The organism is Aliivibrio sp. S3MY1, from assembly GCF_028765575.1.
Lineage (GTDB): Bacteria > Pseudomonadota > Gammaproteobacteria > Enterobacterales > Vibrionaceae > Aliivibrio.
In genome coordinates, this window is sequence record NZ_JARACO010000030.1 from 1 (window position 1) to 12549 (window position 12549).

Here is a 12549-nt window from a genome sequence, read left to right on the forward strand (position 1 = left end):
ACCGCTTTCTACTGGATGTTACTTTCCAAAACCAAACCGCTTTCTACTGGATGTTACTTTCCAAGGCCAAATCAGCTCTACTGGATGTTACTTTCAAGATCCTTTAGATCCTACTGGATGTTACTTTCACTAATTCGACTCTCTAATTAGTGGTTAATTGATTAACTTTCAGCCAAAAAACAACAAAACTCATTACTACAAATAAATATATATTTCAAGCCAGTTCAAGCTTTAAAAAAACACCAATAGCGATATTTTTTGTTTAGATATGGCCTTCATTGAAAGTAACTTTTGCATCTCGAATTTTTCCGAAAAATCTTTTGAGCCCTTATAGGCTGTGGTATCGAAAGTAACTATCGTCACTTTAAATTATCCGAACATTGAAATGACAGGTTAGAATTTTAAATCTTTTGCCTTAACTCACCTTGTTAGCGTTTTATACGTGATATCTCAAAATTTCACTCAAATAATGTGCATTGACTTAAATTACCTCATTAAAAATGAGAGAGGATTAGCTATTTCACGTCATTCAGAGAACTGAAACCTCTTTAATATTTCTTAAAAAGAAAAACATAAAACACGATATTAGGTTATCCACAGTTAAAATTACTAATACCTTAATAAGCTGTTAGTAACCTGTGCTATTAATGGATGTTACTTTCTAAAGTAATGGAAGTAACTAATGAGATCATTGGAGTTCGTTTTCGAGTTTAACAGATGGTTTTATATGATCGAGACATGTTATTTCCACAAGTTACAAGATGTTACTTATACTAAATCAGGATGTTACAATTGAATAATAGAGGATGGGAATGTCTTTATAACAAGATGTTACTTTTGTTTTTAAAGAAAGTAACCGAGAAGAAAAAGTAATATTATTCAGCAACTTAATACGTTCTATCTCTGCATATAAGAGATCTAATTAGAATATATAATTAGATCTCTCTTAGAATGATATAAAAATAGAATTAGATAAATTGATAAAAAAAAAAGAACAGTAGGATTTTTTTGATCTTTAAAAACAAGATCCTTTGGGACCAAAAAAGATCATGATTAAATTGCATGTTTTCTCTTTTCTTGGTAATTTAAGCACGTAACCTTATTTTTCCGAAAAACACGTTGAGAAACTAGAAATGAATCAGGAATCATTAACTTTTTATAATCGAACAGCAAAAAAGGGATCGTTCATTTTTTTTCCAGAAGATTTCTCTTTAAAAGTTTCTGACTTCGATTGTTTTTCTTGTTTGTCAAAAGCCCAGCAAGAAACCCTAAGTGCTATCATTTCAGTTTCGGAAGTTAAAGATTCTGAATCTACTTATGACGTAGACTCACTTTGTAGCATTTTAGAAATCAATAAACCAACGTTAAACAAACGCATTCGATCCCTTGAAAGTTTTGGGATACTTCAGCATGTACCATTCAAATTTGATGACTCAAATAAATTAATTGGTAGAGTTAAATGCATTCAATTAATGCTCAATCCTAAATTACAATTAGAATTAACTCAACGTTCAACAGAACGAACAACCAACTATGCTCATCGTCGTCATAATGCAATGTTAGTTCAACGTGAATATGATAACCAAGGATTTCGAGAACGACCAGAAGCGGCTCACATTCCAATTGTGCGTCAACGTTCTTCATTCCCTTTTGATCAACTTGTTGCACCAGTAGGAATACATACTTCGCAATGGGCCACTGAATTTTATGTTAATGATGAAAAAGGAAATTCTCATAAGTTAGTTGCACAAGCCAGATCTCACTCCCATGTATGTACGGATGATGAGTTAATGACAGTGTATTCATTACTATCATTAACGCTTGCCTATCATACAAAACAACAAGAATATTACTCAAGAACAGGTAGAATACCAGAAAACTTGACCCCTATTTATGTCGATGATGTATTAGCTATTCGAAAAAGGCATCTTCGAGATTTCTCTGGTCAATTAAGACAAGCTGTTCGTGATCAACTCAATAGTATCCGTGATACAACATTTGATGTTATTGGATTACAAGAATTAGAATTAACTGGCGTTCAGTTGTCAGGTTATTTATCTCGCGAATTGAAAATATTTAAACAATGCTCCCCTTTCACTCCTATTGCTCCTGAAATTTCAGAAAATAATCAGGTTAGCTTTGGTGATAGTGCAATGTTATATCTTATCGAATGGCCAGATGAATTATTTAATTCATTGATATCAGATGAATCAAGTTTTGCATTCCCTCCAAATTTATTAACAGTTCAGCCATTAATCTTTATGCTATTTCTGCGCTTTAGAATAAAGTTACGCGATCAGAATAGTTACATTGAAACTTTAGCTAATTTAAAATCAGCTCTTATGCGAACTAGCGAAATGAGCCAATTTAAAGAAACACTAAAGACTCAAATAATAAAAGTGAATGCTTTAAATGATCCTCATTTATCAGCATCTCTTGAGGACGATGGCTTTTTCAAATTCAATTTATGGGGCTATCATGGTGTGATTGATTTTGAGTGTAATGAAATTCAAATCAGCATTAATTTAGATGAGGCCTTGGCTTGTTGTGGTATTAAAAGTGTAAATCAAAAAACACCAACGATAGCAAACCCTCTTGCACAAGCGGTATCACCTTTACTTAAAGTGAACCGTACATTGAGCAAGGCTGTAGGCGCTAAATTAAACGTAGAGCGCTTTAAATATCACTTTAAGCTAAATTTTGATAACGAAGATATTTTCATTAGCCATTATACCACCACAGAGCAGAAGACTAAGTTTTGTAAATATATTGCTCATGCAATAGGTCTTCCAATTCCATCGGTAGAAGATTTTATTACGGGTGAATTAGAAAGTTTATCTACATTTAAAGTACAAGGCCAAACGTTACAGCGTAACCATTATGGTATTATCTATAAATCATTAGCTGCTACAGGAAATACTCAAATAGACCTGTCTTCTCATATGATCCTTAAAGAGTTATCACGAAGAAGCTCACTTAAGCCAGAATTGATAACTCTTATTGAAGGTAAAACATTTCAGCTATCGGATGTTTTTATTAGTAAACTTTCTCAAGGGTTATTTATTCAGGAAGAATTACCTGAGAATACATACCCAAATATTCTATAATTGGCGTTCGTTTAACTCGTTTAAGCCCTTCTACTTTAGCTAAAGTATGGACCCCTCTGAAGTCATCAAGTCTTTTGTATCTTTTAAGTGGGGTTCGTTGAACAATTAAGAGTGGGCTTGTCGCTCTGATTGGTTCATCTTGATACGTCCCCTCATCAATATAATACGAACATTTAAATCTTGGATTTAATTTACTTGGTCGGATCCAAGTGATTTCTTTATGCTCAAATGGTGATAACTTTACTTCATCTCTTGAGTTTAAATCAGCGACATCAAGATCAGTTCTGTTTTCAGCAATACTTGCATTTGCTTTATGTAAAATATCCAAGGCTCGTTTATAGTTAATTTTCTCTTGTAAATATCCTTTGTTTAACCAGCTAAAGCTAACGTAGGCCGCATCTGGTTTAGCTAAATGCAGTTTGCGTGTTACTGTCTTAGGCAGAACCCCTACTCTTGTGTGTTGATAAAACTTTTGTCGATGTCTTGATGTTGGGCAGCAAGCACTTAAGTATGTTTTAATTTCAAGCTTTAACTGATTAATGAAATGGATCTTATTTTTTAATTGCTCTTCATAATCAGCACTTCCCCTAACATGGATAATGCCTACACAACGTCGAGCCCCTTTAGGTGATAAGTCTGAATGTTTATATTGGTATTGAATATTACGTAAATAAGCCTCAATTGCATCGTTACCATATAAACGAGTTGGGTATATGGTTTCTATTTCATGATGAATGGTATCTATACCATCCTCTGTTACTTCTGCAACAGGCAAACAGGCCACTTCAGCGTGAACAATTTCTCCTTGTCTAATAAGAGCTGACACATCCAATACTTCAGCTTCAATTGTATCCAGCAGACTTAATAAATAGTCATATAGTCCCTCTCCACTTAATGTAGAACCTAGAAACTTAAACTCTGTGTGATTAGACATATCAGCCCTTTATAAACCTATTCGTATTTTTCAAATGTGATGTCATTACTTAAACACCATTTCATCCAATAATAATGCTCAGGTGCTTCCCTTACTGGAAGATGTTTCTTATCTAACGGGTGCTGTAGGTAGCGTGAAAAATGATGCAAACCAAAAGTACGAATGGAAAAATTGTACTTAAAGTTATGCAGGGGTTTTTCTAAAATATCCTCGGGAACCAGTTTTTCAATTTCTTTTGGAAATATACTTAGATCGATTGCTTCCCATGTAGAATTTAACGTTAGAACTTCAATTTCAAGAGTTTTAATTTCGTTCACTAATTCTGGATGAGAGTAGATAACTCCATTTTTACCGATAATGTTTTGTAGTGTTAATCCCCCTTCCACAATAGCACTATCAATGGTCTTTATTTCGTTTTGGAAAAGTGAAGGATTATTATCAACCAAGCATTCAAACAACCCTCGGTTATCACTTAGATTACGATATAAAATATATTTATAACCAGACGGCACTTTCACTCGTAATAAAGGGTGTTTTAGATTGAAAGCGAATGGGATCTTCCCTCTTGCTTTCTCTTGAATGCAATGTCTTCGCTCACCTTTATATCGAACAAGAAAGCTATCTTTTTGCTTTGTGATTAGAGTTGCTGTCGTTGAGGTGATTGGTTGCTCTTCCAATACATAACCATATTCATCAATATGACCGCTTCCCACTTCAGCAAATTTATTATCTAGATTTTCATTAGGATTTTCAGCCGTTGAGATTGTGATATTTTGAGGACCACCATCTTTAATTATTTGTTTCCAAAACGCGAGCTTACAAGCCGTTGTTTCTACTGCTGGCTTTTTCTCATTAGTTTGAATCGGAAGCATAACAGAGCGATAGTTATATGGGTTTACACCTAGAATTAAACAGGTAGTAAGCCCCTTCTGAAGCGTGTTCCCCCAAAAAGTATTTGTCATTTCATCTTTTAATTGCAAGGTATCTGCAACGTAGTAATCATCATAAATATCGTGACACTCAACCCATTGAACTGTTTTTGTTGTTCGAGATAAGGCTGGATCAATGCGCCATATTGACGTTTTAGTAGCTCCAGCCTTTTTGTTTAAGTTCACATGTTTTATAACAACGGATGATTCTGCAATGTTTTGTGCTTTTGTTAAATTAAGCTCGGAGACAAGAACCGCTTGTGATGTGCTATTTGGCTTTTCTCCATTTGTAATCAGGTACAAATTCAATAGAGATAATTCAGATTCTTTTTTCCCACCTTTTATACCAAAGCGTGACGCATCTGAGACAAGTATATTCATGATATAGGTCCATGTTAAATGATACTTTCATTATACCGCAATGCTATCCACTTTCAATCAGCTTACTTTGATTTAACGATTTTCATAATAGTATGAATAAGTGATGCTTGATTATCCTTAAGTGTCGATATCATGGAGTCACTACCTGTCATTTTATGAGTTAATTTATGCGCTCGTTTTTCAGAAAAACCAATACGTAGAAATAAATCATTGAGCTGCTTCTCTTGAATGTTATTTTCATCGTCGCTAGAGCCACTTAAACGGTATGGTAGGAATAGAACCGCAAATAGAGACAATAATGCGGCCAGTGGTACAAGTAATAAATCTATCAATGAGGTTTGATTTTTTGTTGCGTCATAGGCAAGGCTAGAAGCTTTGATGACAGCCCAAAGGATTACTAACCCACCAATAATTATTTCTAGAGCTCCCCACTTAAAATCCTGAAAGAAGGTTTTGATTGATAACCAATAATGATATTCAACCATGCTTCCTATTGTTGTTAGAGAGTAAGGGCTCGTTGGAACACTTGCCCCGTTCGATACGGTAAAGCCCCATTGGTATGCTAAGTAATTCAAATCAAAATTATGAGTGATAATTTGAGTCATCGCGTAAGTTGCAATAACAACAATCCATAATTTTGTTGTGTTTGTTAGAGACTCTTTATGTTTTCGAGATAGGGCGAACGTCGTAACGGCCACGCCACCAATCATCATAGGCAGCCAAGAATTAAGCGATGTTAGGAATGCAAATGTTGAATAAAAAATACCATTAGATAGATACGTACTTAAGATATCCAGAATACCAATCGAGACGGTTTCAGAATGGGCTAATGTTATTTCGTCAGTATATGTATAGGTTAGTAGTGAATTTATTTCATCATAAAAGAAATAAGATAAAAGCAATGAAAACACAATTGTAAGGGATGTTGCTTTAATTAATTTAGTCATCACTTTTATCTCCTTTATATCTATGGGCGCATAATACAAGCTTTTAAAAGGTTCAATGTATCTGCATATGATTGTTCATGATCTAAGTTATTTTTTGCTAGTTGCGAGACGGTAATTCTCACCAGAGGATAACGCTCAGTATTTTGAAACGTGATACTTTGCGTTTGTCTTGAATTACTCCCCTGCCCTTTTGATGAACTACTTATATTAATATTGGTGGTTGCATTTTCATTCACATTTAAATAAAGAACTTTAGCACTATCACCATGTCTTGACCCTTCGATGCTGACAGCTTTTTTAAATCCAAGTAAGCCAATCGCAAGATTAGATATTCCAGCTTCAGAAAGTTGCATTACCACCTTTTGGGCAAAGTCTGCTTTTTTGGAGTTATTGTTATCGTATGAGAGTAATGGCGCTATTGTTACTTGGAGATTATGGGTGACCACATCCCCTTTAGTAATTGGTACTCGTTGTAGCTGCAAAACAGCCGTTTTTGTGTATAGCTCCGTTATTTCTCCAAAAGTAGACATAATTAACTCTCTAACATGTCGTAATTAAATGCGGCTTGTAACTTTGCTCGCATCTGATTTCTTTTTTCAATAAGCGTTGAGTGTTCGTCGCTATTATCATTTTTATTCACTTGCACTAATTCTACTAGTGGCATTTCATAATAATGTAGACATAACGCTTCGTTTGATTCAATAAGCTCTATTAAGGTCCATGCAACATCAATAAATAGGATCTTGTCTTTCAACGAACCAAGAGCAATATGTTTTGATTTCTTCTCTTTTATTTCAACGGTTGGGTTTTCTTGCAACATCATTCTTGTTAGTTGTTGCCTATCTGCTCCCACGTTAATTGTAAGTTCTAAGCTACCTTTGTTTTCATCAATATAAAAAAGTTTCTTTTTTCTCAAACTATCAATGAGATTATATTTTGAGAATGATGGCCACTCTTTTAAATTTTCACGTTCAAGTTGTTCGAGACCTTGGTTAAAGACTTTAAATAATATGTCACCAATAGTACTTTGCTCGACATCATCTTTTTTTATTTTAGATTTTTTCTTTAATGGCCATGACTGATTTGCGTCAATGGCCTCGACGATTGCTTTACGTTGTTCACTTTCACTTTCTAATAAAATTACATTTTTTAGTATTTCCAATAAAACAGGGAAAGAGTAATCAATGCAGTTAGCCATTAAATAAGTGATCTTATTATCGGACGTTAATCTTGGAAGAGCTGGTAATCGCCATAACTCATGGATCATTTCATCATCAATACCAAGAGTATATTTATTGTGTTCTTTCGTGTTACTGAGCTCTGTTATTACTTTTAAGTACAGTTGCGCTAACGTTAGGTGTTCACCGTTATGTTCGATTTTTTGTTGGCTATCTAAAGTGTACGTTAATGGCCATAATTTTTGATTTTTGTCTTGGCTCATAAAATGTGTTCCCTAACTTAATAATAAATTTAATCGTTCTAATGCTGGATTACGTTTTGTCGTCTGTGGCATGACTTGTTCAGCGTTAATGTTATTAACTATTTTTGGTTGTGCCTTATTTGCCATTAGACGTTTTAAAGCGCTACATTGTGCTATATCAAGTGTCTCTTTTGCTCGCGTCAGAGCAACATAGAGTAAGTTAACCTCACTGTCTTCTACGTCACTACCATTCATGTAATAGTCAAAATCGGATGCTAGCACTACATGATTGGCTTCCGCCCCCTTACTGGCATGAGCGGTTGATAATACTATATCTGCTTGCCCTTTTACTTGATTAGTTACTGATTCTACAGATTTTGTTAATGATGAAATACCATATTCATCAATTGCTTTAATTAGTGGTAAGTAATCACTTCCAATTTGACTGTTTGCGTGTTCTTTTAATTCTGCCCAAGAACTAAAGTTAGTTAGCTCCGCGCTTTCTGTTGGAGTGCGTCCAGCTTTTAATTGTTCAATACCTTTCAAGGTGGTGAATAGGGCATTTGGATCTTTTAGTAAGTATGGCTTCTCGCCTCGTTTTAATGATTTCATCATTTCAGAGAAAAGCATTGCATTGGTTCGGCATAGCACAAGTCTATTAGGCGTAGCTTTGCTATGTATTGTTTCTGTAATAATTTGGCTTTCTTTTTTTGGGTTACCTTTAAATGCTACGCCTGCATTTAAGTGATGATTAAGTACATTATTTGCTAAATCAGCAATGGATTGACCAAAGCGATAACACGTTGTTAATTGGCCTTCTTTGGAAAAGTTCAGATGAGCCATTGCATTATCAGCCCCACGCCATTCATAGATAGATTGAAACTTGTCACCGACGGCTACTTTCTTACTATTCAATAATAGGTGCATAAGCTGCTGTGCAATAGGGGCGGTATCTTGAGCTTCATCTAGCATGACATATTCATAAGGTAGACTTAGTTTGTTCTGTGCCATCTTCAAAACGAATAATTTTAAATAGACGTCATGAGTAATAGGTAGCGTTCCATTTGGGTTAATCAGTTCTTTCCAAAGCTCGTTAGCTGCAATGGACACCTTTTCAGAAAGAAAGGCGGTAGCATCTTCTTTGCGGTCATTTGATTTTGGTAAGATTACGTGTTTTTCTGAAATACTCATATTCTGAGACAAACAATAAGTATTAATCGTTTTCATTACCGAAGCTGCAAAAGCTTGTGGGGTGATAAGGCCTTGAGCATTTACAGGCTTAGCTACTTTTAAATAAACCTTAATTGTTAAGCGACCAACTAATCTATCTTTATAGTGTTTGCCTACATACTTATATGCAATCCCATGAGTGGTTGTTACATCCACATAGCGAGGGAATTGTTTTCTTACTTCTTCAACAATGGCCGAGTTGTAAGCTAGATATAAACCACGACAATTTGGCATAACTAACGAAGCAATTGCAGTTGAGGTAAATGTTTTACTTGCCCCTGCCCCTGCTTGAATGCCAAGTGTTTCATTATAATCCATATTACTAAAGAGCTCTAAGCAATTAGATTGCTCCTCACTTAGCGGTAAACCTTTAAAATTATAATTGCTGTACATGATATATCCCTGCCTATTTTTTTACACGTTTACCCCGTAAACGGTCATCGTGTTTTTACACATTTACCCCGTAAACGGTGGTGAGCTTTTTACACGTTTACCCCGTAAACGCTATGCCGCTATTGCTTGTGCTTTGAATTTCTTAACCAATGAATCGTAAAGATTTGATAATTCCATTTGTTCTGAACTACTTAATGCGTCTTGCTCTTTTTGAACACTACCAACCCATTGAGCAATTTGTGCTTGAACGTCACTTTGTTGAACATCATTACTGTCGATAGCGCTTAATAGTACTACTTGCTCTTTTTGTAAGAGGATAAATGCGTCAGAGTTAATAGGCGTTGAAATCACAGTATCCGTTTCTACTTCTACATTTTGCTCTACTTCAGGGCTAACGTTATCATCCATGCTGCTTTCTTCTTTGCTCGCTCTAATTACAATTGAATTGTCACTAGCAAGTTTTTCTGCGGCTGTTTGTTCTTCGAAAGCTTCAGTTGAATCCATGTCTAAAATAATATGACTTAGCTTGCCATTTGTAATTTGACGAAGTGTATGATTATAAATTTGATTGTATGTTCTCATTGCCCATGCTTGATTTAAACTTCTAAAGTTCAAATCAAGATCACCAAGAGTGGTACGCTCAATGTGTGTTTCACCATTCGTCAGTTTTACTGTAATGGTGCATGATAAAGTTGCCTCAATAGATGGCTCCCACGAGGGTACTGCGACGTTATCAACCATTTTAAACTTATTGCTAATTGCGGCCCAATCCCCTTCATATGAAACATCTACTTTCTCAACAAGAGGGCTTTCATTTAAGATCAACTTCAATAATTTACCCGTATGACTCAAGCGCCCAAAGTTATCGTAAAAACTATTAGCAGCAACAATGTGAGGGTGAATACTCCAACCATCGGCCATCAAGCAAAGCATGAAGCATGTTTCTACATCATTTCTAAATGTAATGTGAATAGCTTTAGATTTAGAAAGCAATTTTGCAAAGCGTTCAATTTGGTCTAAATAATCTTTGTCTTTCCAAGATGTATTGTTCATGATAGTTCTCCTTGCAAACCCCATAGGCCGCCAATTTCAGGTAAGTCATAAATTGGTGCTGATACAAATGGTTCTTCTTGTTCAGTACCCGTGCTTTGTTCTTTAGTTGCTTCGGCTGTTTGTTCGTTTGCTTTTTGTTGTTGAATTTCGTCCCAACCTTGTTTTTCAGCATTAATTAAATCTAATAAATTGTTTTCTTGTTTACGTTGATATACAGGAATTTGGATTGAATCAAGACCGTTAAAGCCTTCGTAATAACCAAGCGTTGCCCATTTATTAATGCGCCAAATTGCACAATCGATTAGCTCTTTAGCTCGCTCTATATCGCAAGGGTCGGTGTATTCCACCACACGAACACGAATAGGTTTTGTTGTTGCTGCGCCTAATTTTGGTGCATCTTTTTCTACAACAATAAAAATGAATTTATTAAGCTTATGCTCTTCGTCTTTATCGTTCTCATGCTCTTTTGCTTCAATGAGGTCGAAGCCTGTGCGGTACATGGCATCTTGGAAGTGATAATTCAATGCACCACTATCACGGTCCAAACGGTCGTAATCAACGGTACGTACAAATTTCAAATCCATCATAATGTTATAAAGACGATTTAATACATCAACCTTACCTTTGCATAAGTCTCCTGTTTTCTCATCATTCCAAAACATGCCAACTTCAAATTCGTTGCCTTCAAGCTGTAGCCATTTTTTTGCTTCAGGGCATTCATAAATGGCATTTACGATCTTGTTTGCATGGTCCAGAATTTCAGGTGTGATTAATTGTTTGTTATCACGCTCTGCTTGTGCTCGCTCAGATTCAACAAGAGTCGGTTTAAATAGAGCAGGGGAGTCGTAACATGAGTTAATTAACTCAAGCACATCTCTGGCGTCCCAAGTGCCTTTTTCTGGGTGCTTGTTACCCACATTTACTAACTTTTCACGATAGTAATATTCAATGGCGTTTAATTCTTCATTACAACCTTGAGCTAATAATGCGTTTACTTTTTCATTAGGCGTTAAGTTTTTTTCAATTAACGTGATTTGATTCTTTTGGTGCGATTGATAGTGTTTAAGCGCCTTTGTAACAGAGCCTTTATTTAATGATGCTTCTTTAACGAATAAAGGAATGGTATTAATTTTATCGTCATCACTTAAAGCTTCAAAAGCCACTAACTTAATATTGATGAGCTGGTTTATTTCTCGTGCTTTTAATCGCGAGGTTGTAGCTTTCTCCCATTTTTTTGAAAAATCAGGCGTATCCCAATTGGTCATATCTGTGATATTGCTATACGCATTTTTAACTACCCCTTCTAATTCGTCATCGGATAGACCCATTTCAATTAGCGTGAATACCGATTCTTCATATGATGCGATTAATGTTTTAATGCGATTCTTTGATACTTCGGCTGTTTGGTACTCAAGTGGTAAATTTGCGTAATTGGTGACTTCTTTCGTTGAGCTGTTACTCGCCTTATTAAAGGTGACAACCGCACTTTCAACGGCCTCTGCCCATTCAGAATGTTTTTTGTTATGAGCGACAATAAAGGCTTTTAGTGCTTCCGTGTTTTCAAAGTACAGTGCATTACCTTCATTGGTCTTATCGAAATCAGTTTGAAGGGTATACATCTTTTCAAACTGAGCGCGTTCTAGAGTAAGCAGATGAAGAAGACGACCATCATTCATAGCGTCACTGGCTTCTTTTTCATTCTTATCTTTATCTGCTGTGTAAAAATGGTAATCAATACCGCTTTTGAGTGCTGGTTCAATGCCATGCTTGCTATGTGCATTAATTGAAAAATAATCAACATCATTAAGTTTTGCCATAAAGCCTGATGGATTAGCCATAAGAACATTCATGGGAATATCGGTATCAAGTAAGGAGCTAGCAATAGTTTGATTAATCATAATAACCTCGATTTGTTTAACTGACACATTTAATATACCGCAAATTGAATGCTAAGCAAGGTTAATTTGATTTAAATTTAAACACTGTTTTTGATGTTAATCGCATATTTGCATATAAGTATTTGTTTTATATTTATTAATTCTATTTTTGTCGGTTACGTCTATTTTTGTTGTTACGGTTATTTTGTGGTGTTACACTTGTTTTATACGAATGGTGCATTAAAAGGATGTCCGAGCATGAGTAACCCGTTAAGAAC

9 protein-coding genes are annotated in these 12549 nt (G+C 35.3%); 1 reads left to right on the top strand and 8 read right to left on the bottom strand.

Translation table 11 applies throughout. The features are described 5' to 3' along the window. The first annotated feature begins 1133 nt into the window (after positions 1-1133). Positions 1134-3107: a replication initiator protein RctB domain-containing protein gene (locus PVK62_RS15090; protein ID WP_274449468.1), complete on the top strand. Its 1974-nt coding sequence runs from the start codon at positions 1134-1136 to the stop codon at positions 3105-3107. On the opposite strand, the gene PVK62_RS15095 is transcribed toward PVK62_RS15090, so the two are convergent. The 8 genes from PVK62_RS15095 to PVK62_RS15130 all read right to left on the bottom strand — a co-directional run bounded on the left by PVK62_RS15095 (position 3061) and on the right by PVK62_RS15130 (position 12292). Continuing rightward, positions 3061-4041, bottom strand: a complete 981-nt coding sequence (locus tag PVK62_RS15095) for a DNA replication terminus site-binding protein (RefSeq protein WP_274449469.1) — start codon at positions 4039-4041, stop codon at positions 3061-3063. The two genes, PVK62_RS15090 and PVK62_RS15095, sit on opposite strands and share 47 nt — an antisense overlap. A gap of 17 nt (positions 4042-4058) precedes the next feature. After that, on the bottom strand, positions 4059-5351 hold the full coding sequence (locus PVK62_RS15100; protein ID WP_274449470.1) for a hypothetical protein: 1293 nt from the start codon (positions 5349-5351) through the stop codon (positions 4059-4061). A gap of 62 nt (positions 5352-5413) precedes the next feature. Continuing rightward, positions 5414-6298, bottom strand: coding sequence for a hypothetical protein (locus PVK62_RS15105; RefSeq protein WP_274449483.1), 885 nt, complete (start codon positions 6296-6298; stop codon positions 5414-5416). 20 nt (positions 6299-6318) lie between these two features. Next, positions 6319-6828: a hypothetical protein gene (locus PVK62_RS15110; protein WP_274449471.1), complete on the bottom strand. Its 510-nt coding sequence runs from the start codon at positions 6826-6828 to the stop codon at positions 6319-6321. A gap of 2 nt (positions 6829-6830) precedes the next feature. Beyond that, on the bottom strand, positions 6831-7739 hold the full coding sequence (locus tag PVK62_RS15115) for a hypothetical protein (RefSeq protein WP_274449472.1): 909 nt from the start codon (positions 7737-7739) through the stop codon (positions 6831-6833). A 12-nt stretch (positions 7740-7751) separates the two neighbouring features. Further along, positions 7752-9341 carry a UvrD-helicase domain-containing protein gene (locus PVK62_RS15120; RefSeq protein ID WP_274449473.1) on the bottom strand — a complete coding sequence of 530 codons (1590 nt, stop codon included), beginning with the start codon at positions 9339-9341 and terminating at the stop codon, positions 7752-7754. Between the two features lie 111 nt (positions 9342-9452). After that, positions 9453-10394 carry a hypothetical protein gene (locus PVK62_RS15125; RefSeq protein ID WP_274449474.1) on the bottom strand — a complete coding sequence of 314 codons (942 nt, stop codon included), beginning with the start codon at positions 10392-10394 and terminating at the stop codon, positions 9453-9455. Continuing rightward, positions 10391-12292 carry a PD-(D/E)XK nuclease-like domain-containing protein gene (locus tag PVK62_RS15130; protein ID WP_274449475.1) on the bottom strand — a complete coding sequence of 634 codons (1902 nt, stop codon included), beginning with the start codon at positions 12290-12292 and terminating at the stop codon, positions 10391-10393. Before PVK62_RS15130 ends, PVK62_RS15125 begins: the two co-directional genes overlap by 4 nt. Between the last annotated feature and the right edge of the window lie 257 nt (positions 12293-12549).